20 protein-coding genes are annotated in these 25005 nt (G+C 40.1%); 11 read left to right on the top strand and 9 right to left on the bottom strand.

All coding sequences use genetic code 11. The features are described 5' to 3' along the window. Positions 1-162: 162 nt before the first annotated feature. The 6 genes from G3O08_RS01660 (at position 163) to G3O08_RS01635 (ending at position 8619) form a co-directional block, all read left to right on the top strand. Entirely contained in the window at positions 163-3795 is a 3633-nt protein-coding gene (locus tag G3O08_RS01660; protein ID WP_163282934.1) for a DUF7948 domain-containing protein, read from the top strand. Further along, positions 3795-4856 (top strand): PorP/SprF family type IX secretion system membrane protein, encoded by a 1062-nt coding sequence (locus G3O08_RS01655; RefSeq protein WP_163282933.1) that lies wholly within the window; start codon positions 3795-3797, stop codon positions 4854-4856. Before G3O08_RS01660 ends, G3O08_RS01655 begins: the two co-directional genes overlap by 1 nt. 103 nt (positions 4857-4959) lie before the next feature. Beyond that, positions 4960-5310: a hypothetical protein gene (locus G3O08_RS01650; protein ID WP_163282932.1), complete on the top strand. Its 351-nt coding sequence runs from the start codon at positions 4960-4962 to the stop codon at positions 5308-5310. Positions 5311-5422: 112 nt separating this feature from the next. Beyond that, positions 5423-6976, top strand: a complete 1554-nt coding sequence (locus G3O08_RS01645; RefSeq protein WP_163282931.1) for a SulP family inorganic anion transporter — start codon at positions 5423-5425, stop codon at positions 6974-6976. Between the two features lie 104 nt (positions 6977-7080). Beyond that, the gene (gene fsa, locus G3O08_RS01640; RefSeq protein WP_163282930.1) at positions 7081-7746 is read left to right on the top strand and encodes a fructose-6-phosphate aldolase; all 666 of its coding nucleotides are present in this window, start codon (positions 7081-7083) and stop codon (positions 7744-7746) included. A 261-nt stretch (positions 7747-8007) separates the two neighbouring features. After that, complete coding sequence (locus tag G3O08_RS01635) at positions 8008-8619, top strand: L-threonylcarbamoyladenylate synthase (protein WP_163282929.1); 612 nt, start codon at positions 8008-8010, stop codon at positions 8617-8619. 15 nt (positions 8620-8634) lie between these two features. Here the strand turns inward: G3O08_RS01635 and G3O08_RS01630 are convergent, their stop codons facing one another. The 4 genes from G3O08_RS01630 to G3O08_RS01615 all read right to left on the bottom strand — a co-directional run bounded on the left by G3O08_RS01630 (position 8635) and on the right by G3O08_RS01615 (position 12960). Then, on the bottom strand, positions 8635-9732 hold the full coding sequence (locus G3O08_RS01630; protein WP_163282928.1) for a glutaminyl-peptide cyclotransferase: 1098 nt from the start codon (positions 9730-9732) through the stop codon (positions 8635-8637). Continuing rightward, complete coding sequence (locus G3O08_RS01625; protein ID WP_163282927.1) at positions 9725-11266, bottom strand: NAD(P)H-hydrate dehydratase; 1542 nt, start codon at positions 11264-11266, stop codon at positions 9725-9727. The genes G3O08_RS01630 and G3O08_RS01625 overlap by 8 nt, the downstream gene beginning before the upstream one ends. 42 nt (positions 11267-11308) lie before the next feature. Next, on the bottom strand, positions 11309-12181 hold the full coding sequence (locus G3O08_RS01620; RefSeq protein WP_163282926.1) for a hypothetical protein: 873 nt from the start codon (positions 12179-12181) through the stop codon (positions 11309-11311). 131 nt (positions 12182-12312) lie between these two features. Further along, positions 12313-12960, bottom strand: coding sequence for a protein-L-isoaspartate(D-aspartate) O-methyltransferase (locus G3O08_RS01615; protein WP_163283102.1), 648 nt, complete (start codon positions 12958-12960; stop codon positions 12313-12315). A gap of 119 nt (positions 12961-13079) precedes the next feature. Between G3O08_RS01615 and G3O08_RS01610 the strand changes: the two genes are divergently transcribed. Then, complete coding sequence (locus G3O08_RS01610; RefSeq protein WP_163282925.1) at positions 13080-14060, top strand: Gfo/Idh/MocA family protein; 981 nt, start codon at positions 13080-13082, stop codon at positions 14058-14060. A 31-nt stretch (positions 14061-14091) separates the two neighbouring features. On the opposite strand, the gene G3O08_RS01605 is transcribed toward G3O08_RS01610, so the two are convergent. Continuing rightward, positions 14092-14439, bottom strand: coding sequence for a hypothetical protein (locus G3O08_RS01605; protein WP_163282924.1), 348 nt, complete (start codon positions 14437-14439; stop codon positions 14092-14094). A gap of 320 nt (positions 14440-14759) precedes the next feature. On the opposite strand from G3O08_RS01605, the gene G3O08_RS01600 reads away from it, so the two are divergent. The 4 genes from G3O08_RS01600 (at position 14760) to G3O08_RS01585 (ending at position 18371) form a co-directional block, all read left to right on the top strand. Continuing rightward, the gene (locus tag G3O08_RS01600) at positions 14760-15587 is read left to right on the top strand and encodes a hypothetical protein (protein WP_163282923.1); all 828 of its coding nucleotides are present in this window, start codon (positions 14760-14762) and stop codon (positions 15585-15587) included. 2 nt (positions 15588-15589) lie between these two features. Further along, complete coding sequence (locus G3O08_RS01595; RefSeq protein ID WP_163282922.1) at positions 15590-17002, top strand: sugar transferase; 1413 nt, start codon at positions 15590-15592, stop codon at positions 17000-17002. 96 nt (positions 17003-17098) lie between these two features. Continuing rightward, the gene (locus tag G3O08_RS01590) at positions 17099-17989 is read left to right on the top strand and encodes a 3-hydroxyacyl-CoA dehydrogenase family protein (protein WP_163282921.1); all 891 of its coding nucleotides are present in this window, start codon (positions 17099-17101) and stop codon (positions 17987-17989) included. A gap of 121 nt (positions 17990-18110) precedes the next feature. Next, positions 18111-18371 carry a hypothetical protein gene (locus G3O08_RS01585; RefSeq protein ID WP_163282920.1) on the top strand — a complete coding sequence of 87 codons (261 nt, stop codon included), beginning with the start codon at positions 18111-18113 and terminating at the stop codon, positions 18369-18371. A 93-nt stretch (positions 18372-18464) separates the two neighbouring features. Here the strand turns inward: G3O08_RS01585 and G3O08_RS01580 are convergent, their stop codons facing one another. From G3O08_RS01580 to G3O08_RS01565, 4 genes are all read right to left on the bottom strand, one after another. Then, a complete protein-coding gene (locus G3O08_RS01580; protein WP_163282919.1) occupies positions 18465-19292 on the bottom strand; it encodes a 5'-nucleotidase, lipoprotein e(P4) family in 828 nt (275 codons plus the stop codon). A gap of 192 nt (positions 19293-19484) precedes the next feature. Continuing rightward, positions 19485-19925, bottom strand: a complete 441-nt coding sequence (locus G3O08_RS01575; protein ID WP_163282918.1) for a hypothetical protein — start codon at positions 19923-19925, stop codon at positions 19485-19487. Positions 19926-20021: 96 nt separating this feature from the next. Continuing rightward, positions 20022-20510 (bottom strand): energy transducer TonB, encoded by a 489-nt coding sequence (locus G3O08_RS01570; RefSeq protein WP_163282917.1) that lies wholly within the window; start codon positions 20508-20510, stop codon positions 20022-20024. Positions 20511-20688: 178 nt separating this feature from the next. After that, entirely contained in the window at positions 20689-24819 is a 4131-nt protein-coding gene (locus G3O08_RS01565; RefSeq protein WP_163282916.1) for a hybrid sensor histidine kinase/response regulator transcription factor, read from the bottom strand. Positions 24820-25005: the final 186 nt, after the last annotated feature.

The following is a 25005-nucleotide window of genomic DNA, read 5'->3' as shown; positions in this document are numbered from 1 at the left end:
TTTATCTACTCTACATCCTGTTATGGTCTTCTTTGACTTGATAAAAATCACACCAAATTATCTTATTAACATTCGTTAAGAGTAGAGATATTCCTTATATTACGTCCATTAACCAAGAAGTGCCTTTGGGTCAGTACTCCAGGCATTTTATAAAATATGGATATGAAAACATTTTACCCCTTCTTAATTCTCTGCTTTTCAACTTTATATACTCATGCTTCAATAAACAAAGCGGTTGAAGAAAAATCAAAGACCAATGGTTTTGTAGAAAATTGTGGGCAGATAATCGACCAGAATAATGTGGTCAATACCAATGTAAATTATATCTGGGCAGCAGGTAATGGGCTAAATGTGCAGCTTAGAAATAATGGAATTAGTTATGATACCTATCAAAAACAAGGATCGGAGATTGCCTTTCACCGACTTGATATGGATATCATGGGCATGAATTCTCATACAGCCTTAAATGGAAACAAACCTTTTTCAGCTCTAGAAAACTTCTACAGCAGTACTTCAAAAAAGAATATATCGGGTGTGCGGAGCTTTGAAGGGGTTACGTATACCGATGTTTATGAAAATATTGACTTTGTTGTTTCGATTACAGAAAAAGGGCAATTGAAGTATGACTTTATAGTAAATGATCCCAACCAAACCGGCCAGATTAAGCTCAAGTACGCAGGATTTGACAGTTTTGAAATTTGTGATGGAAATCTAATTTTCGATCTTTCGGGACGCCAGATAAAGGAACACATTCCCGCTAGTTGGATGAGTAAATCTGGACGGGAAATAAAAGTAGATTACCAAATTATCGAAAAAAGCACGGATTACGTCATTATTGGTTTTGAAACAAAAAACACCTTTCATGATAGTTCCGAAGGTCAGCTAATCATTGACCCACTGGCCATTTTAGAGTGGGGCACTTACTACGGCGATTCTCTATACGATGTGGGTAATGCCATCGCCACCGACTCATTAGGAAATGTGTTCGTAACAGGAACCACATCATCTCTTCATAATATGGCTTCCGAAGGGTTGTACCAAACGGTTTATTCAGGCGGAACTAGCGATGCCTTCATTGTAAAAATGAACCAGCATGGTTTGCGCCATTGGGCCACCTACTATGGAGGATCAGGCGACGATAAAGGTCTGGGAATTGATGTAGATTCTTACGACAGACTATATGTGGTTGGAAGCTCTACATCTACAGATTCGATAGGCAGCGATGGCGTCCAGCAAACCGAAAACGGTGGCGGTACCGATGGTTTTGTGGCTCATTTCGACCGTTTTGGAAGTTTTGTTTGGGACAGCTTTATTGGTTCTACAGGCGAAGAAGAAGCCGTTGCCTGCAAGGCAGATGGATTTGGAAATGTAATAGTAGTTGGAAATACAAACGCAGGGGGATTTCTCCAAAACGATTCCGTTTCTACTCTCGTCAATTATCAGGGCGGAACAGATGTTTTTATAGCCAAGTACAATATTAATGGCATACTGACTTATACAAGCTACTACGGCGGCGAAAGCGATGATTTTGCTACTTCTGTGGCGCTCGATTCTCTGTCAAGTGTAATCGTTGCCGGCTATACCCACTCTTCTCAAAACATAGCCTGGGGATCTGGTTTTCAGTATAATCTGGACGGAGAAACAGATGGATTTGCTTTGAAACTCGATAGTGCAGGAAGCATAGCCTGGGCAACCTATTTTGGAGGACCCGGAAATGATAAATTAACCGGCGTAACATCTGTAAGTGGCGATTTCTATTTCTCGGGAAGTACAGATTCCTTAATCACATACTCAGATACCACATCCTTTCAGCAGGAATACGCCGGGAGTGGAGATGCCTTTATTGCCCGTATGGCAACTGATGGAATGTTGGAATGGTTTAGCTATGTGGGTGGAGAAGGAACCGACGTAGCAAACGGAATAAGTCGTGATTACGACGGGCAAATTTATATAGTGGGAACCACCACAAGCGACTCTGCCATGACGTCCGATACAACTTATATTCCCAGCCCCTTTGTATCTCAAGATGTATTTGTGGCTAAATTCAGTCAGTCGGGTGAAAGAATATGGGGAGAGTATTACGGCGGAGAGGACTACGACCTGGGTCGCGCAATAGCAGTTTTTGGCTATACCTCGGTATATATTACGGGGCTTACCACGTCTGTAATCGGTATTAGCCAGAATGGTCCCGAACAAACTGCTCATATGCTAGTAAATCCCGGACTCGACACGCTTGGATTTATAGCTCGATTCACTCAATACAAATCCACACCTCCTTGCGATGATTGTATAGGCAGTAGCGGTGGCGGTGGTGGCGGCGGCGGCAATGATGATGATGATGATGATGATGGCTACAATCCCATTGGAGTATGCATCGGCGATAGCATTTTGCTTTCTCTAAGTGGGGGCGCATTAGGTCAGGGTGCTCAATGGGTATGGTATGTTGATTCATGTGGAGTTATAGATAAATTTATAGGTGAAGGAACTGAAATTTGGGTTGCACCCGACACCACCACCGCATATTTCGTTCGTGCAGAGAGTGTTGATGATGAATCAAGATGTTCAGGAGTGATTGTCCATGTTGATTACCCCAATACTGCTATCGCTTCCGCGAATGATTCCATCTGTCCGGGAAGCACACTCGAGCTCTTCGGTGATGGTGGCTATTACTACAATTGGTTTGCTTCAGATACTTTAATAAATGAAGATCAAAATCCGGTTATTGACACCGTTCAGGCGAGTCAGGCTGGCGAATACACGCTTATCGCAAATACGCAATTTGGTTGTAGCGATACCACTACCGTAGACGTTTGGCTATATCCCGGACCACAATTTAGCGTCTCATCTATCGATCCTACTTGTTACCAATCGGCCGATGGTAGTATAACGATAACATCAAACGATACCTTGAGCCTCACTTATGAATGGCCTCTATTCGGATCTACTCAAAATGCAGTCGATAGCTTAACCGCAGGAGCTTATTCTGCCATTGTTACAAACAGCGCAGGTTGTTCTGCTTCCGCAAACACCACACTCACAGAGCCCGATCAAATCGTTGATAGTCTCGTGATTACCCCGGCATATTGCGACAATCCAAATGGTGGGGGCCAACTTCTTCTCTACGGAGGTTTTGTTCCTTACACTGTTGAATGGAGCCCGGGTGAAGAATCTGGTTTTATTGTTGACGATCTTTATGCCGGTAGTTATACTGTAATTTTTGCCGACGCTAATGGATGCGGAGACAGCACCCAATTCACTATTCCCAATCTGGGACTGTTTACCGCGGTGATTGATCCTGATTCAATTCTACTGGGTTTTTTCGATTCTGAAGAAATAGCGGTTTACACCAATCCTGAACTTGAAAACCCCTCGTATAACTGGACTCCTCCCGAGGGTCTAAGCTGTGCAGATTGTGCAAATCCCGTTGTCAATCCATCAGCATCTATTTGGTATGAGGTATTGGTTACAAGTGTACATGGCTGCACCTCAACTGATAGCCTTTTTGTGGAACGTGAACTGCCGGAGCCAAATAGCTTTATTCCAACCATGTTTTCACCAAATAGCGATGGATTGAACGATCAGCTTTGCGTGATGGGCGTGAGAATGGTCAGCTTTAATTTCAAAATTTACGACCGATATGGAAAGTTGATTTTCAAAAGTTCAAATACAGAAAATTGTTGGGATGGAACTATTGATGGCACTCCGGCCAGCGGTTCATATGTTTATACTTTCGAAGCCGAATTGGAAGAAGGTCAATCAGTTAATGAAACGGGCAATGTTACTATCCAAAGGTAATGTACACGAAGAGAAACAAAAAAAGGAAAGGAGTCATTCCCAAATTCATTTTGGGAATGATGCTCGTTTTGCCCTTCTTCTCCTCGGTTTCTCATTGTCAAGATGTTCAGTTTTCGCTTCCAAATCAAGTGCCTCTTTATATCAATCCTGCCAGTGCCGGCGAGTTTGATTTATACCGAGCACAACTAAGTTATCGCTCCCAATGGAAATCTGTAGGCACGCCTTTTACCACAATGAGCGGTTCGTTTGACATGATAATAATGGGTGATGCTACGGGTAAGTCTGGCAAAGGCCATTTGGGCGCAGGTTTAAACTTTTTAACCGACAAGTCGGGCCCAGACGGACAAAAGGTTTTCGCGGTAAATGGTTCTACAGCCTATCATGTCCAGCTCACCTCAACCAGCACCCTTGGTGGCGGATTAAATATTGGCTATGACCAGCGCAGCTTAAGTGCGGCAGATGGGAAATGGGCCAGCCAGTTTAATGGTGTGCAATACGATCCCGGCATTAGCAGTGGCGAATCCTTTTCTGGCGACGCGGAGTCAAATCTCGATCTTGGCGCAGGAATAGTCTATCACGCATCAATAAAATCTAAAAAACGCGGCTGGAATCTAGATCGCAAAATATCGCTGGGGGCTGCCGCCTATCATCTTGGCCGAATTAATCTCAGCGAGTCGCAATATCTTTCTACCGAACTCAAGCCGCGATATAGCCTTTTTGCAGCTTTGCAATTGCCATTCGGTGAAAAAATCGCAGCGCTGCCACAATTTTACTTCCAGCAACAAAACGGCAGCACAGCCACCTTATACGGATTCAGCGTAAAATACCTCGTAATAGCCGGCAATAGCTTTATTGGAGATACCGAACCCATGTCAATTCAAGCAGGAATTTTCATGAGAAACTCAAATGCACTCACAGTAAATGCAGGTATGGATTGGTCTAAATACTCCCTGTTTCTGGCTTACGACTTCAGTATGGGCAATCTCAAAGAGTATAATTCAGGTCGCGGCGGATACGAATTAGGCCTTCGCTGGCGCATGAATGAAAGAAAAAAGAGGTGATTAGTTAAAATTGGAACTTTCTAATTAAACCTTTCTAGACTTGCAAAAGAACATTTAAACTTTCATGTTGTTATCGCAAAGTAAAAATGCTTATTTTTGCAAAGTGAAATCAAGTAAAAAAGTACGTGAACAAAAGATCGTTAAGGTGCGTCAAATAACCAATTTGGTTATTGTGACTTTTCTTTTGTTGGCGCCAATTTTCTTTGTTTCACTTACCGTTCTTCAGGAAAAAAATGCAACTCAATTCATTATGCTCAGTTCTGAAGAGCAAAACGAACGTCATCAATCAAGCAAAGAATGTGACACGCATTCATCAAAACTTTTCCTCAATGGGGTCTTAAAATGCGAACTTTCGGCCGAAACAATTAAGGCTCAGAGCTTCGCTTCGTCTGATAATCTGGTTAAATCCAGACCAAAAGACGACGTTCAAACTCCTCCTCCCCGAATTTCATAATATCGGTGCATTAAGGTGCACAATTTCCTCGTTTCTAAATTAATTTTTAGACTATACTTTCCATTTATTTAAAATTATTTTGAATGCAGGTCATTCAACGCATATCGATATCATGAACAAATCATTCACTAACCTTTTTTCTCATTTTCGAACCGACTTCATGTCGAGTATCGTAGTATTTCTCGTTGCATTGCCGCTTTGTCTGGGTATTGCGCTAGCTTCTGGAGTGCCTCTTTTATCTGGAATTATTGCTGGTATAATAGGTGGAATCGTAATAGGTACGGCGAGCAAATCGCATCTGAGCGTAAGTGGTCCCGCGGCAGGCCTAGTAGTTATAGTATTAAATGCCATTGAAGACCTGGGGTCTTTCGAATCATTTTTGCTTGCGGTTATGATAGCCGGCGTTTTACAGATTATTCTTGGTTACGCCAAGGCAGGAGTAATTGGTATGTATTTTCCGAGTTCCGTAATTAAAGGAATGCTCGCTGCCATAGGCCTCATTCTAATCTTAAAGCAGATACCTCACTTGGTGGGTTTTGATAGCGATGCTTTTGGTGAAATGGAATTCTTTCAGCAAGGAGGGAGCAATACGTTTTCCGCGCTTTTCGATGCGTTTACACACGTACAAATGGGTAGTCTTATCATAGGTTTTCTTAGCATGGGAATATTAATACTCTGGAGCAAAAAATCTATTCAAAACATTAAAGCGTTAAAACAATTACCTGGAGGGGTAGTGGTTGTTTTTCTAGCCGTTTTTGTCAATTATTTGTTTATTCAGTTTGCTCCCGAGATCGCGATTGACGCCTCGCATTTGGTGAGTCTGCCGGTTTTCTCTGATTTTGAATCTTTTACATCAACAATGGCCCTTCCCTCTTTTGATGCAATAGGAAATCCTACACTGTATATTACCGCCATCACAATTGCAATAGTGGCTAGTTTGGAAACCTTGCTTAGCACTGAGGCAATTGATCGAATAGATCCAGAAAAACGCCGCACTCCTCAAAACGCTGAACTAAAGGCGCAGGGTTTGGGTAACTTATTAAGTGGAGCCATAGGTGGCTTGCCAATTACAGCTGTTATTGTGCGTAGTAGTACCAACCTCGCTTCAGGTGCAAAAACCAAATTATCAGCAATTTTGCATGGCTTTTGGTTGTTGATTGCGGTTGCATTATTGCCTACTATTATGAATCTTATTCCACTTGCTGCCCTTGCCGCAATTCTTATCATGGTAGGCTATAAGCTTACAAATCCAGCTCTTTACAAGGCTCAATTTAAAGTTGGTAGAAAGCAATTTATCCCGTTTATCGTCACTGTTATTGCTATTTTATTTACCGATTTACTTATCGGAATTTTGGTGGGTATGGCAGTCGGCGTTTTCTATATTCTTAGAGCCAACTACCAAGTACCTTACAAGTATTATGACAGTACAAATCGTGCAGGCAGCTCTCCCGAAATTCTTATAGAACTAAGTGAGCATGTATCCTTTTTAAATAAAGCCAATTTGCGAAACACTTTAGAGCACATTCCAGATAATAGTCATGTGATACTCGATGGCTCAAAGGCCAGCCTTATAGACCACGATGTGCTCGAGTTGATCCACGACTTTAAATTCACAGCTCACGAAAAAAATATTAAGGCAGAGTTGAAGCATATTCCGAGATTATAATTCCAGTCAAGACGAAACAATTGTAAAACTTTCAAATTTTGTTTTTTGCACAATGGGCAAGCACATTTGAAATTTATACCTTTGCGGCAAATAAAAACAGACCCATGAAATTCTTTATTGATACTGCAAATCTTGACCAAATTCGCGAAGCCGGCGATTTTGGTGTGCTCGATGGTGTAACCACAAATCCTTCGCTTATGGCAAAAGAAGGTATTACAGGCGACAAAAATGTGATACAGCACTACCTTGACATTTGCAAAATTGTAGATGGCCCAGTAAGTGCCGAGGTTATCTCGACAGATTATAAAGGAATAATCAAAGAAGGCGAGAAACTTGCCAAGCTGCACAAAAATATCGTGGTAAAAGTTCCTATGATAAAAGATGGCATAAAGGCCCTTCGCTATTTTACCGATAAAGGAATTAAAACCAATTGCACGCTGGTATTTTCAGCCGGTCAGGCATTGCTTGCTGCCAAAGCCGGTGCAACTTATGTATCTCCGTTTATTGGTCGTTTAGATGATATTTCTACAAACGGAATTGAACTCATTGCTCAGATACGCTTAATTTACGATAACTACGGTTACGAAACTGAAATCCTTGCCGCTTCTATTCGCCACACCATGCATATTATTCAATGTGCCGAAGTGGGTGCTGATGTTATGACCGGGCCGCTTAGTGCCATTATGGGTTTGCTTAACCACCCGCTTACGGATATCGGTTTAGAGAAATTTTTGGCCGACCATAAAAAGGCTGCTGCTTCTGCGAAATAGGAACATTTACTCATGTTATTATAAAAGCCGCTACTTTGAAGCGGCTTTTTTTTAGGGCTAATCTGACATAATTAAAACAAAAATTTGCAATGGTTTCAATCTCAAAGTCTTTCGAAAGGCAAAGCGGTAGGTTGCCCCTCTTACCATGAAATTTAAATTAAAACTTAATAAGTGTAGAGAGTTTCATTTATAAACTCATCCCTGTGCCATGATCTCAATAAATTTATCTTTTCCGTAACTTTACGCAAAATTGAGGAAGCTATGTTATTGAATATCCACCCCGAAAATCCCGATGAGAAACGCATGCTGCAAGTAGTTGACGTGTTGCGAAGTGGCGGCGTAATTATTTACCCTACCGATACTGTTTACAGTATAGGTTGCGATGTGAATAATGTAAAAGCGGTGGCGCGGGTTGCTCATATTAAAGGATTGAAACCCGAAAAGGCTAATTTCTCGATTATTTGCTATGACCTGAGTCACATTGCAGAATATGCCCGTGTAAATACACCGGAATATAAAATGATGAAGAAAAATCTTCCCGGGCCCTTTACTTTTATTTTAAATGGAAGCAGTGCTTTGCCCAAGATTTTTAAATCGAACAAGAAAGAAGTAGGTATTCGGATACCCGATAATAATATAGCCAGACAGCTGGTGCAAATGCTTGGTAATCCGCTAATCGCCACATCGGTACACGATGACGACGAAGTGCTTGAATACACCACTGATCCTGAATTAATTCATGAAAAATACGAGAAACTCGTAGATATCGTAATCAATGGTGGTTATGGAAATAATGAAGCCTCGACGATTATTGATTATACATCGGGCGAACCAGAACTTGTGCGTCAGGGAATTGGCGATTTGGTTTATTAATCCAGAAAATTCTAATTAACTATTTGCCGGAATAGGCCGAACCTCATAAAGTTTGCTCCAGTTTTTTCCGGTAATTAAGAAGTTGCCGTTCAGCGGATTAAAGGCAATACCGTTTAGTACATCCATATCTGCCGTAGCTTCAGATTGAAGCATAATTCCACGTGCATTATAATTGTCCATCACCCGGCCAGTTTTGGCATCTATTGCCACAATTCGTGCTGTAGTATATATATTGGCATAAATAATACCATTGCGGTATTCCAGCTCGTTGATATTTTCTACTGATCCATTTTCATCAAAAATCTGAAGTGTTGATACAATCCGAAAATCTTCGGGATTGATAAAATAGAGCAATTCGCTACCATCTGATGCTATCAATAGAGAATCGTTGTTCGTAAGCCCCCACCCTTCAGCAGTTTTAAAAGAATATCTAAACTCACCGGTTGTTTCAAAGCTGCTTAAATCATAAACGAATGCCTTGCCAGCCTTATAAGTCAATTGGTATATTTTATTGTCGAAGATGGTAATTCCCTCCCCAAAATAATCAGAACTAAGGCTCTCCTCTTTTAAAACCTTTCCGGTGGTGAGTTCTGTCTTCATTATTTTAGACGTACCATACTGTCCTGTGCCTTCATACAGAAAACCATCATGCACCAGCAAACCCTGCGTGTAAGCATGTGCATTATGCGGGTATCTTTCTACTACTTCAAAGCCCCAGTTATTTGCCTTTTCAGGAGACACTACAGTTATATCCTTGTATCGGTTGCTTTTTTCTCCTGAAGAAAATTCGGCTTCAATCTTAAATCTAAGATTACCACCACCAGAATTAATTGTAGCAATTTTTATATTTCCATCTGTCGATTCAGCAAGAATTCTGTTGGTACCAATTAGCTCTACAACTACTTTTGCAAGTGTTATCTCATCCTTTACGGGATACACTTTCATATAAATGGTGTCGCCATAATTTACAGATCCCCTATTTTCAATCTCAACTTTTATCGCCGGCGATGATTTGAGAAGAGATGGTCTGTCTATTACCCTAGTTGGAGAATCATTGTTGCATGAACACAGAAGTGCAACAATAAATAATATGTTTAGTGTTTTACTAATCATGACTTAATGATTCAAATGCTTTTCCAAGATTGTCGATTAAATCTGAGGCCACGAGACTTTCAACACTTTGATTTTTCAGTGCCAGATCGCCCGCTCTGCCGTGCACAAACATGGCAAGAGCCGCAGCTTCAAGCGGTTTATATTGAGCAGCAAGCAGGCCGGTTATAATTCCCGTAAGCGTATCGCCCATCCCACCGGACGCCATTCCGGGGTTTCCGGTGCTGTTAATTAGCACACGTCCATCGGGAAAGCTAAGACTGCTATTTGCACCTTTCAAAAGAATATAAATTCCATTTTTCTGACTTATTTCTCTTTGCTTTTCTATCGATTCAAAATGTGAAAGCTTTGAACCGGCAAGTCGGGAAAATTCACCCGGATGAGGAGTGAGAATGCTGCCTTTTGGCAAAAAAGCCATCCAGGTGAGATTATCTGCCAGAATATTGAGCGCATCTGCATCTAGCACCAACGGAACTTTTGCTTCCTGAATGAGCAATTTTAATGCACGCACCGTATCATCCGATTTTCCGATTCCGGGGCCTACGCCAATGGCATCATAATCTGATAAATCAGGCAAATTGGAAAAGTGAGTACCCGCCTTATCGTGTTGTATCATCAATTCTGGCATGGCATTGTGCAATATATCAGCACCTTGTGTGCCAATATGCGTGGTGACCAGCCCAGCACCAGATCTCAAACATGCTTTTGATGCCAAGACCGCCGCCCCCCATTTGCCTTCCGCACCAGCTATAATCAACGCATGACCATAAGTGCCCTTATGCGAATAGGTACCTCTGACTTTACGCATTTCAGCGGCTTCACTTCCTGTTAAATAATGAAATGTAGCATCAATATTTTTGAGAAAATCGGGGTGCAACCCTATATCAAGAATGTGCACCGCTCCCACCATTGCCTCATTCTCCGAAAGGAAAAAAGAGAGTTTAGGAAGCTGAAATGTGAGAATATGATTGGAACGAACAATGCCTTTAGGGTCATTTTTCGCGTTGTCGCAATCAAATAATCCGCTGGGCATGTCAATGCTTACTTTGGTAGATTTTGATTGATTGATTTTTTCAATCACTTCTCTGCCTATCCCTTCTGAAGGCCGATTTAGACCGGTGCCAAAAATCGCATCGATGATGATCGCATTATCCGGAAAATCAGGAATATCAGCCGTTTTCTTAATCTCAATCACAGACTTTTTCCCTTTTCCGAGTTTATCAAGACTGGCTGTAAAATCTTTTGATGGCTTGTCAGAAACGTGGACAACTGCAACTTCTGTATTATACCCGTTTCGCTGCAGCAGCCTGGCTAACACCAATCCATCGCCACCGTTGTTGCCAGTGCCACAAACAATATAAAACACCCAGTCTTTTTCTTCCGAAATAGAATCTGGAAATAACTTTGGCGCAGCCGCATACAACCAGTCGAAGCATAAACCGGCGGCTCGCTCCATCAGGTCAATAGATTTTATTGGCTCATGCTTAATGGTATAAGCATCGGCTTCGCGAATTTTTTCTGCACTTAAAATTTTCAAACGCCTGTTTTTTAAAGGGAAATAAGAATTGAGAGCAGAAAGTTAGAAATAAAACGACATGAATATCGCTCCTCCGGAATTATCATTGTCTATTTTAAAAGCCGATGAACCACCTTGGTCGGTGATAGTAGTAACGTATTGTTCAGAATTTCCGCCTATTGGGATAGTCCATTGCTCTGAAGTTATGCTACCATTTCCTGTATAGAAAAAAGCAGCGCTAAAACCATATTCAAATCCAATAGACCACTTTGGAAAAACAAATACTTCTGCACCAATAAATGCTCTTGCACCAACACTGAAAGTTGTGCCGAGCTTGTAGTCTGTAATAAACCCGCCTGACTCAGTAATATTCGTTACAACTTCTGGATTATCTTGAAAATCAATAGTAAATTCTGATCGATCCGGGTTGGTATTCTCCTGATTAATTTTATTTCCATATTCAAATTTATGCGCCTCTGTGCCAAATCCGAGCATTCCTTCTAAGCCATAAAACCCCTGAATACGGGTATTTCCTTTACGCTTTTCTATTCCCAACGAACCGTAAACATTGGTAAACGTACGAGTATATTTGTCTTCTACGGTGGTATTGGTGGGCTCTGTGCTAAACTCAGGACTAAAGGAGCGATAGCTCTCGCTTAAAAGGTTGAGCCTTAAGGATGCACGATAAGAAAAATCATCAGTTTTAAACTTTTTAGCCATGATGGCAAAATTATTATTTGCGAATTGAGCAGAGGGAGATTTATTTTCGGTGTCGCTAAAGAAGTTTCCGAAATAATCTAGAAATGGAGCAGCATCTATGGCGATTGACCAATCTCCTTCAGCGGGAAGGTAAGGTTCTCCTTTTTTGGATACGGGTTGTGCAAAAACACTAACTACGGCGCATAGCAATAGCGGTGTAAACAAATATTTTTTCATCTTTATATGAGTTGGTTCTGCAATGATAAACTGAATATTGGAATAAATAGTATCTAAAAACTGATAAAACTTAGAACTTACCTAATCTCTTGAGATCAGTTAGCTAGTAAAGCTCTTAAAAAATCTCATTTTCAAGAGGTCTGTCTATTTTGAAGCATGGGCACAAATCTAAAAACGCCATGGGTAGTTTTCTCCAGTCCTCCATCGGCTTTTTTCACAATTCGCGTCATAATCTGATCATCGCCGTCGCCAATAGGAATGACTAGAATTCCACCGGGTTTGAGCTGATCAATTAAATCTTCAGGTATATAAGGTGCTCCACAGGTTATTAATACCCTGTCGAACGGAGCAAATGAAGGAAGCCCTTTGTAGCCGTCGCCATAAAATAACTTAGCTGTACTATTTAACTTGCTTAGCATCTGAACTGCCTTTTTGTGTAAGGTTTTCTGCCTTTCTACAGAAAAAACTTTACATCCCAAATTTGTAAGTACAGCGGTTTGATAACCACTTCCTGTGCCTATTTCCAGAATTTTCATACCCGCTCTTACATCCAGCAAGTCAGTTTGAAAAGCTACGGTGTATGGTTGTGAAATCGTTTGATCTGCACCTATCGGAAATGCCTTATCTTCATAAGCAAAATTGAGAAATGCAGAATCCATAAAGAAATGACGCGGTACTTTCATAATGGCATCCAGCACTGCTTGATTCTCTATTCCTTTGGTTTTGAGCGTAGCAATCAAATTTCGGCGCAAGCCTTGGTGTTTAAAGGTATCAATCATGTTCATCGGGCGGTAAAAGTATAAATTTAGCCAATCTTCTTCTATCTTGTTAATAAAAATGAGAATCTCTTTAAAACTTCGAAATCGCATGGCTTACCTTTGCTGAAAATGTATAAGTAATGTTGAAAATTGGTGTATTAGGTGCCGGCCATCTCGGAAAAATCCATATTAAACTTTTAAAGCAAATAGCTGATTACGAGCTGGTAGGATTTTTTGACCCTGACCCAAAGGTTGCCGCCGATGCAGCTGAAAAGCTTGGTGTAAAGCAATTTCCATCTATGGATGCATTAATAGATGCTGTAGATGTGGTTGACATTGTAACACCAACTTTGGGACATTACGAATGTGCAGCTAAGGCTTTGAAAAAATCAAAACATATTTTTATTGAGAAACCTATTACGAACACAATTGAAGAGGCCAAATCGCTGATTTCCTTATCGCAAGAGGCTAATGTGCAGGTACAGGTAGGTCATGTAGAGCGCTTTAACCCTGCATTTGTGGCAGCCCGCGACCATTTTGATAACCCCATGTTTATAGAAACTCACCGCCTCGCCCAGTTCAATCCGCGTGGCACCGATGTTTCTGTAGTTCTGGATTTAATGATTCACGATTTAGACATTGTATTGAGCGTGGTAAAGTCTAATATAAAGCGAATAAGCGCAAGCGGGGTAGCCATTGTAAGCGATGAGCCCGATATTGCAAGTGCCCGCCTGGAGTTTGACAATGGTTGTGTAGCCAATCTCACTGCCAGCCGGTTTTCACTAAAAAACATGCGTAAATCGCGTTTCTTTCAGCGGAATGCTTATATATCCGTTGACTTTTTGAAGCGAGAGTCTGAAATCGTAAAAATGCGTGATGTAGAAGGCGAGATTGATCCGTTTTCTATGAGTATAGATTTAGGTGAAGGAAAAGGCGTAAAAGAAATCTTCTTTGAAAAGCCCAAAATAGAAGAAAACAATGCCATAAAAGATGAATTGACGGCATTCGCGAAAGCGATAAATACCGGCACCCCTCCGCCCGTAACCATCGAAGACGGATATAAGGCACTTGATATAGCCTATAAAATTGTAGATAAACTGAAAAAGGGGAACGAATACTAACGGCGCTTCTGGTAATTTTATTTGTGAGCTTTCAAAATGCTCCACCCGAACTCTGCCAATAAAACAATATGATTTTTAGTTCATCGTACTCCTCTGAATGGGCTATAAGATCTTCTATTTGATCTGTGATTCTTGCCCGTTTTGTCATTAATATTCGAATGCCATCGGTAAGTTTATCGTATTTGTAAACGTGAATATTGTCCTCAAGAATTTCCTTAAGCTCTACAGCCGAAACGGTTAAATGATAATCAAGCTCTCCGGCAAATACCACCTCATTAAAGTGGTACTTTGACTCGAGTTTACTGGCATTCCACCAATCGACTTCAATATTCTTTATTACAACGCCATCTTTATGGCCTTCAACAAAACATAAAAACATAATTTTTAAATTTTTAAATTGATTTGGTAATGAAAGAAAAACGCTTCCTTTCTCTGTGTTAAAGAAACGAATCCACCACGTAACCTATTTATGTTCTGAAAGTTAATTTAATATTATTCCAAATAATGCAGCTCTCATTTATCTGTAATAGAAGCACGGTCAATTAAGGCATCCCACTATGAAGCTAAAAAAACAGCTATCTGTGCAATTAACATTCGTTAATTGGCGTTATCAGAGTTAAGATAACCATGTATGGATGTTTTTATGACTCTTTCTAGCACAATTTCAATAAATTTGCGCCCTTTATTCCATAACTGCTTATGAAGAGAATTTACCTGATTGTTTGTATTGGTATCCTAACGAGTTGCAATATTTTTGACAAAGAAGAAGACATTCCAAGCTTTATACTTATTAGTGCTGCTGATCTTCAGACCAATGCAGAACAGGGCGCAAACACCAATAATATTGTAGATGTAACTGTTTTTGCCGACAATACCTTTGTTGGCACGTTTGAATTGCCTGCCACTGTGCCTATCATGCAATCGGGCGACGTGGAGATAGCTGTTGGAGCGGGAATAAAAAACAATGGGCTTAGTTCAGACCGACGCATTTATCCCTTTTACGACCTCAATCGACGCAGCATTACACTTATCCCCGATGCGCGTATTCCCATTTCGGCAGACACTTCAATTACTTTCCAATATTACAGTGAAGGTCTGAATTTTGAAATCGAAGATTTCGAATTACAAGGATCCACACTTAGTCCGTCGACAAGAAACAGTGCATTTATAAATGACATTGATGTTCTTCACGTATTGCTGACTCCCGATAGCAATCTTTTTGAAGTGAGCTCTTCGTGGGGTCTTAACAATCTACCCAAGGGGAGCAGCATTTATCTTGAAATAGACTTTAAGGGCACTATCCCACTGGAAATCGGCATATTAACCCTAGACCCTTTCCCAAAAAAAGTTTTTGCTTTGGGACTTCTACCACAGGAGGAGTTTACTAAAGTGTACGTCGATTTAACAGATGAGATAGCCCGGGAAGTTTCTACAACAAATTTCGAAATTTATCTCGAATCAGAATTACCGGCAGGGTCAAGTGGTGCGGAATTGTATATTGATAATCTCAAGTTTATTTATCCGTAGTGATGAATCAGAAAACACAGGTATCAAAATATATTATAGCCGACTTAATGAGTGCGGCTGTGGCCTGGGTATTATTTTATATTTTTCGAAAAAAGTTTATCGAACCCTTAAAATTCGGTTACGATATCCCCTTCCAGTTTGACGAGCGATTCTATTACGGCCTGATGCTCATTCCACTTTTTTGGTTGGCACTGTACGCCCTTTTTGGAATGTACAGAAATATATATCGCCGACACCGCTTACGCGAACTGGGGCAGGTTTTACTCTCTTCCATTACAGGAGTTATTATTCTCTTCTTTCTTGTTTTGCTCGACGACGAAATTGCAAGTTATGTGTATTACTACAAGTCGCTGATGGTACTCTTCCTACTCCATTTCACGCTATCCTTTACACTTAGAATAATCCTGACAACACAATCTGTAAAGCGTATTCACAAAAGAAAGATCGGGTTTAATACAATTATAATAGGTGGAAATGAAGAAGCGCTGAACGTGTATCGCGAAATGGAAAACATGATGCCATCACCGGGATTTAAATTTGTAGGCTATGTAAGTGTGAATGGCAAAGACCATTTGCTACAAGAAGAGCTGCCCTGGCTGGGGAAATTCGGAGAAATAAACCGCGTTATTGAAGAAAAACAAGTTGAAGAAGTTGTAATTGCCATAGAATCGTCAGAGCATAATAATCTGGGAAGCATTGTGTCTAATTTAGAATCTATGAAAGTGAAAATCAAGATTATACCTGATATTTACGATATTCTTTCCGGATCGGTAAAAATGAGTAGCATTTTTGGTGCGCCACTTATTGAAATCAATACAGAAATAATGCCTTCCTGGCAGTTTTTTCTGAAAAGACTTATAGATTTTTTTGGATCTATATTTGCCATATTCATTTTAGTGCCTGTTTATATTATACTCACTATCCTCGTAAAGCTCTCTTCTCCCGGGCCTATTTTCTTTAAGCAGGAACGTATAGGTCAGCACAACAGGCCATTTTATATTTACAAGTTCAGGTCAATGTACCTGAATTCCGAGCGTAAAGGCCCTCAGTTAAGTAGCAAGCATGACCCACGAATTACGCCTATAGGGAGGTTTATGCGAAAAACACGGATGGATGAAATTCCACAGTTTTTTAATGTCCTCAAAGGTGATATGAGCCTTGTGGGGCCCAGACCCGAGCGACAGTATTATATTGATCAAATAGTAAAAGTAGCTCCCCATTACCGGCATTTACAGAAAGTAAAACCAGGCATAACCAGCTGGGGACAGGTAAAATACGGCTATGCCGAGAATGTAGAGCAAATGGTAGCCCGCTTGAAATACGACGTCCTTTACATCGAAAACATGTCGCTTGCTATTGATATTAAAATTTTGGCCTACACCATTATTATTATTCTAAAAGGCAGCGGAAAATAACGACTTTACTGCACAGCTCATTATCTTTGTGCGCTCAAAGTAATATTCAAAGGCTCAGAAGGCCTGATGGAGCAAAAATTTAAATTCAATAACTAGATGAAAAAAATTGCAGTAATAGGTGCCGGAACCATGGGTAACGGCATAGCTCACGTTTTTATTCAAAACGGATACCATGTAAACCTTATCGATATTTCTGAAGATGCACTCAAACAAGCCGTTGCGACCATAGGTAAGAATATGGACAGAATGATAGCGAAAGAAAAAATAACGGAAAAGGATAAAAATGATTCCCTTGGCCGCTTAAAAACAAGTACCGCTATGAAATCGGGATTGGCGCAGGCGGAATTGGTAGTTGAGGCTGCCACCGAAAATATTGATTTAAAACTCCAACTGTTTAAGCAAATGGATGAATTTGCTCCAGAGGGATGTATTTTAGCGACAAACACTTCGTCTATTTCCATAACAAAAATGGCTGCTGCTACCGGCAGACCCGACAAAGTAATCGGAATGCACTTTATGAATCCTGTACCCGTTATGAAACTGGTAGAAGTGATAAGAGGATATGCTACGAGCAATTCTGTTACGGAAGTGATAATGGATTTATCTCAAAAACTTGGTAAAGTACCTACCGAAGTAAATGATTATCCTGGTTTTGTCGCAAACCGAATACTTATGCCAATGATCAATGAAGCGATTCATACCCTTCACGAAGGAGTAGCCGGTGTAGAAGAAATAGATACCGTAATGAAATTGGGAATGGCACATCCTATGGGGCCACTGCAATTGGCCGACTTTATTGGTCTAGATGTATGCCTCAGCATTATGCGCGTATTGCACGATGGCTTTGGCCTCGATAAATATGCTCCTTCTCCCCTTTTGGTAAATATGGTAATGGCCGGCAAGCTCGGTGCAAAAGGCGGTGAAGGGTTTTACACCCATACGCCGGGATCAAAAGAATTGGTAATCTCCGATAATTTTAAAAAATAGGCGAATTTTAAGTTAAAACTTTCAAATGTTAATAGAAAGAGGCTCAATGGGTTGATATTTCCAAGGAATTCTATTATCTTTTGGGCTGATCAAATTTATTCATCTTAAAAACAACACTATTATGGGCTATTACAAAACAATTGAAGGTAAAAAATATGATGGAGAACTCCTTGATCATGCAGAAAAGATGACATCAGGTTCAGGCGATGGACGTATTTCTATGGCTGATGCTGAAAAACTTATTAAAGCTGTAAAAGATGGTGATTCTTATACCGACATTGAAAAAGATTCTGTGTCTTACATTCGCAAAAACTACAAATGGACTGATGCAGCTGATGAGTGGTTTAGAGCAGAAGTAAAAAAATGGGCAGCAACTAAATAAGGGTTGTCAATCCAAAAAAAAATCAAGCCGTCTGCACTCCAGATGGCTTTTTTTATTTTCAGAACCTGATTTCGACTGTTCTCAGGAATTAGACTAATAAGAAATCAATTTTTTGTGTCGTATTGAGTCTCTTTGCGATTCGGTCCAGTCATAACGTCCTTCATAAATACCATTTGTTTGCCAATCGCCGTACATTACATTGGGCAAAACAATGAAGCGAGATCCAAATTCGGCTGCGAGGCTATCTACGAGCGCATGTCGTCGGCCAGAATTCTGCTTTTCAAACAAGTCAGTAAAGTCTGCCAGATTATCTCCCAGTAGCATAATAATGGTATGTGTCTCTTCAACCTTTTCGCGTCTCTCCAGTTTTCCGCTCGATTGATTTCTAAGCATTACATGAGCTTCATCACTAAAAGGGAAATCAAGTTTATCTAAATTTTCAATGGTTACTTGGAGCTGCTCGGGATATCTGTTTGAAATATAAAATATTTCAACACCTTGTGATGCCGCATACTTCAAAAATTCAACTGCTCCGGGAACAGCTTTTGCTGAAACCTCATTTCCCCATTCTATCCAGCGCGATTTTTGATAAGCTTCATCAAGTTCAATCATCTTAGCATTGAAAGGACTATTATCTACTGCCGTTTCATCAAGATCAGTAACTATAGCCAGCTTCTTTACATCCATCTTTGTTGTGTCGAGCATAGCATCCAGCCTCAGTCTGGCAAAATTATAAGCCTGCAAGCACAGTGCTCGGTACTCCGCGGCTTGCTGTTGCCAGTTTACCGCCTGTATTGAATGCTCCTGTGTTGGGATTTGCAAAGACTGTTGAGGCACCGCCGTCTTTTGTGTTCTGAAAGGTGAGTCGCAAGCTGGGAACAGAAGGCCAAGAGAGACTATAATGAGTAGATTTCGTTTCATAATAATTGCAGATTCAGATAAAGACTTTCGTGGTAAAAGTGTTTAGTAAATTATAAACAGCGAAGATTGTCAAAATTCTAAACCTAATCAAATGGGAATGGTAGTTTCACAAAGAGATAGGAGTAAATGACGTGGAGAATTACTAAAAAAAACAGAAAAGCGGATAATTAGTCAGTTCAAAACCATCTCTCCTTATTGAAAATGCAGAGGTGCCTGATTCTGGTTTAGCTTTATCCACACATCCACCAGATGCTGTCCCCGATTATCAATTCGAAGCCATTCTCTTATTTCGTGCCCCCTGGAGCTTTCCACGAAATAAATGTAGCCGCCATTTCTGATTAAGCCAAGTGGCTTCTCCCCCATCATACTCAATAAGGCTTTTAAAGAATCACCTATCAAAATGTCCGGTGCTAATTTCTTCAAAAATTCAGGAAAGTGGTTACTCAAAGAAGCTCCTGCAACAATAACTTTTTTTCCTAATTTTTGGTTTAACCAATTTACTGCGTCATTTAGTCGCGTAATATGCTCTGAAATGATAGCTATAACCGGTTCATTGACTTTCATGGTGGAGAGAAACTCCAATTCGCTGCGCACATAATCGCACGCTATTCTATCCGTTTTTTCATTTGCCATAACAAATGAAAGAATTAAGAGAATAAGCGGGTAGCAGAACGAATTTTTTACAAATCATTCTGCTACTCCACCCCTCTACGAAAAGGTCTTTAACAATTAACGGAGCGAGAAATTAATATTGAGCTGATAACGGGATTTAACCGGATTTTTACCGCTTAACGCAGGTTTCCAATTGGGCATAACGGCTAGTAATCTCATCACTTCTTTATTAAAAGCCGCATCTGGCGATTCTATAAAGTCTATATTTCCAATAGAACCATTTTGATAAATATCAAATTGAACTTTTACTATACCGGTTCGTCCGGTTATTCTTGCTTCTTCGGGAAACTCCAGATTTAAATAAACATATTGATTCACGTCAGTGTATTCACCGTTACCTGCCCACTCGGGATAAGTTGTAATTTTCGCTGTGGCGTTATCCGAATCAGAATGAGCATTAGGTGCGTCCCCAAAATCTAAGTTCATTGCTGTTAAAAGATCATTTTCCACGTATTGATCGAAATTAAAATTGGCATCAACTTGTGAAAAGCCTGTGCTCACGTATATAGTTAAAAGAGCTGCAATAATTGAAATTTTCGTTTTCATGTCGAGTTATTGTTGGTTATTTTAAAACCAAAGTCAGATTTTAACTTTAGTTGTTGACCCAAATGTATGGCTAGACACCAAAACAGCATTTGCCATATGTTGCAAAGCTTTGGCATTATGTTGCAAGCAACACATCTAATTGATTATCAGAGGCAAAAAGTTGAGTGAATACTAGTTTTTATTCTTGCGAATATACTGTTGGCGAAACATTATATGCAATTTTGAAGCTTTTTGAGAAATGAGAGATGCTATTAAAACCGCTTGCATAAGCTATTTCGCTAATGCTCCCCGCATTTTGTTTTAAGAGTTGTGCTGCATGTTCCAGCCGAACGCGTTTTAAAGTTTCGCTTGGCGATTCATCTGTAAGTGCTATAACCTTTCTGTAAAGATTACTACGGCTCTGCCCCATTAAGCTCGCTAGTTTTTCAACCGAGAACGCCTCATCTGTGAAATTCTGGTGAATAGTTTCACCCAATTGACTAATAAATTCGGTATCTTGAGATGGCACATTTACTGATAAGGATTGGATTTTAATTGGTTCAGAAGAACTTGTATTTAAAAAATATTTTTGAAGCCGCATCCGCGAAAGCAAGATGTTACTAACCCGTAATTTTAACTCCATGATATCAAATGGCTTGGTTAAGTAGTCATCTGCGCCAATTTTCAAGCCTTCCAACTTATCACTTACTTCAGCTTTGGCAGTAAGCAAAATAACCGGCAAATATGCAAATTCAGGCTCAGCTCTTATCGCCTCGAGCAATTCCAGACCATCTCCGTCTGGCATCATTACATCAGAAATAATCAGATCGGGAAGGTGATTTGTTATTTTATTCAGCGCTTCTGATCCCGATTCTGCCTGCACGATATCATAATCAGCTTTGAAATTATCTGCTACATAATTCCTTATATCTAAATTGTCATCAACGATTAGTATCGTTTTTTTAGGAGCCGAATCACCATTTAAGTCTTCGGTTTTAATTCTTGGTTCATCTGCTTCAAATTCGATCATTGCTTCATGCGGGGCGAAATCACGGTGAGCAGCTTCCCTAACCGGCGGGTCATTTTTTTCTCGCCTTACCAGGGGAAAGCTTAGTGTGAAGGTGCTGCCAATTCCCATTTCACTACTCACTTCAATTTTACCATCATGAAGTTGCGTGAGTTCTTTGGCAATAGATAGCCCAATACCCGATCCTGGCTGCAACTCAGATTTTTCAACTTGAAAGAAACGATCAAATAGATGCGGTAAATTCTCAGGTGCTAACCCCCTACCCGTGTCGGCTACAGAAATAAACACCAATTGATTGTCAGACCTTAAATCGAGATGAATCTCACCATCGGCTGGTGTAAATTTAAAAGCGTTAGATAATAAGTTAACAACGATTTTATCCAATTGATCTGGATCATAGCGCATAAACAAGCGATCGTCTTCGATTGAAATTTTCAATTTAATATGCTTTACCTCAGCCAATCCAATAAATGATTCTCCCAAATCACGGATGTATTCATTAATCTCTAGTATTTGAAAATCCAACTGTAGCTTTTTTGCTTCAAGACGTGCAATATCGAGCAATTGCTCTACGAGCCGCATAAGGCGGGTTGCATTCTTTAACCCCGTATCAATTTGATTTTTTGCGTATTGAGTAAGGTTATTGGCGGAAGCCGAATTTTGCAGATCGCGAAGAGGCGAAATAATCAGTGTTAAGGGCGTTCTAAACTCGTGTGACACATTTGCAAAGAATCTGCTTTTTTCCCGATCGAGGAGTAATAATTTCTCTTTTTGTGCTTCGGTAATTCGTTTTTCAGCTTCCAAATCGCGGGTGCGAGAAGCGACTTCTTTTTCAAGGTGTAATTGCTGGCGATGCAATTGATGAAGCCGCCATTTTAGGATAGCGTATATTATAAGAAGCCCCACAATAACAGCTAAAACCCATGGCCACCACCTTTCACTTAATTTAGGCTCCTTCACTATATTAAACGATGTGATCGAAGCATTGTCAAAATCTCCCTCGTATGATGATGCCACTTCGAATTTATAATTTCCAGCAGGGAGATTGGTAAATATTGCTTCCCGGCGCGAACCACTTTCTACCCAGTCAGTATCAAATCCTGCCAGTCTGTACTTAAACCGTATGCGGTTGGGTGCCAAAAAAGAGGGTGTCGTAAAACCGATAATTAAATTCTGCTGGTCTTTTGAAAGAATGAGCTCATCTTCGAGAAGATATAGTGTGCTATCATTTGAGCTAATTCTTTCGATAACAACCGGTGGCAACGGCAAATTGCGATTTATCTTGGAAGGATCTACACAAACGACTCCTTTCTGTGTTGAAAACCAAAGCTTTCCATCTTCAGATTTCATGGCACTATTCTGAAACCCTCCATTTGCCTCACGGTTAGGCATTCCGTCGCGCTCTGTATATACCGTAGAACGAAGCTTTCCTTCGTTTCCATTTGCGAAAGCGGATAGTTCGGCAAAATCAATCCAAAAAATCCCTTGATTGGTTGACATCCATAACCGATTATAATCGTCGAGCAATAAACTGTGCAATCCATCCTCGTAAAGTCCATCTTTTTTTTGAATCCAAACAATCTCATCGGTTTTCGGATTTATTCTGTTCAATCCAACATCTTCTGTTGCCGCCCAAATATAGCCATCAGCATCTTCCATTAATGCGCGCACATTGTCACTAGACAAACCATTTTTGGTATTATAATACTTGTTTTTGCGAGTTGCATAATTAAAATTTCGAACACCACTGCCGTTTGTAGCAAGCCACAAATTGGAGTTACTAGTTTCTAAAATATAACGTACAGCGAAATCTGGAATTTCATCTCCATCACTAATCTGTTTTCCCACTTCACCATCGTAAAAATAAAGACCTTGAAGTGTTCCAAAATAAATGGCTGAATCACTTAGTGGGTGAATAGCGAAAACTTCATTTGGGAGTCCGGGCAACCTCTTGGCATTAGAACAACCTCTGCAATCATAGTCTTCAATGTGGTACGGACCAATATATAAGTTATGCTTTTGATCTTCTGCAAACGCTGCTGTAACTCCCACATCCGGTGCCACAGGCTCCTCAATAACCTGCTCACTTTTACCTAATGAGTATAAAGATTGAATCCATTCTCCAAACCAGATTTTGCCCGAATAATCCTGAAAAATTCCATAAAAATTATTTTCAGATTCTTTTGATTTATAAGACTTTAATAAGGATTCGCTAAATCGCTGCACGCCATTAATTCTGTTTGTTATCCAAATGCTCATTTCGCTATCACAGAAAATTGTGGCACCGTTTTGATTTAGCTCAAACTGCTCAACACCATTTTTATAGACATTTTTATTTACTACTGCCCACACTGTTCCATCAGAACATTTACACATACCCGCACCTTGCCTTTCACTGCTTTCGGGAGAAACATGGTTGTATTTTTGAATTAGCTTAAAGCCGGATTGAGTCAGACGGAAAAACCCGGTTTCAGTAATAGTCCATTTCACCCCATTATTATCTTCCATTAAATTGTAATACAAGGGCGATACGCCGCTCCAATTTTCAGAAGTGGTATTGGTTTGATTGAATATAAGCGTACTATCGTCAGAAATTTTACGCACATAATTATTATAAAGATAAATTGAGCCCTCACGGTCTTCCATCACATTCTCTGTACTATTGGACTCTGAAAATTCGGCTATTTTGATCAACTCGCTATACGGAAATCTGGTCTTATAAATTGCTCCCGTCTTTGTGGTCACTATTAACTCACCGTTTTTGGCACGAAAAACAGATAAAACGTCCTTGCTATTCAGTTGCGCAAACGTGCAGGGTACTAAGGAATCATTCACTAATTTTTTCAAACCACTTCGCGAAGTAACCCAGCTAAGCGAGTCGCCATCGAGAATAACTCTCTGATGCTCAATACTTAGAAACGGACCATGCTGCAGATAGCGATTGTTTTCAACATGTAAAATATCGCGTTGTTCTGTAAACAACCAGAAACTATTGCCCTGACCTGGTTGCAAGAGCACGATTCTATTAGAGGGTAGTTCAGGGGTATTGCTTACATCGAATAGGGTAAACCGCAATCCATCAAAACGGATAAGCCCGTTAAATGTAGCGAGCCAAATATAACCATCGGGTGTTTGATAAATTTGATTTATATGCCCTACAGAAAGCCCATTTTCAACAGTCCATTCTTCTTGCACATATTGTTCAGCATTTGCTGTAAGCGATGACTGGGCAAATAAATCTGAAATAAAAAAGCAGTGAATTAAACACTCAAACAATACTAAAAACGGAATTGGTCTTTTCAAAATATCTCTGTGGTTTCGCTAATTATCTGGATGCAAATGTCATTATAAATGTAAAATCTTTTGATTCAATAAATCTGTAAGTAGCCGGCACAGGATATTTGGTTATCGTGGTTTAAAATTAAGAAGAATATTTTTTGTTTTTTTGTTTCTGAAAATATTTTCATCAAATAGAAATCATATCCCGAC

It is taken from the genome of Cryomorpha ignava, from assembly GCF_010686655.1.
GTDB lineage: Bacteria > Bacteroidota > Bacteroidia > Flavobacteriales_D > Cryomorphaceae > Cryomorpha > Cryomorpha ignava.
This window is presented reverse-complemented; position numbering and strand designations above follow the sequence as displayed.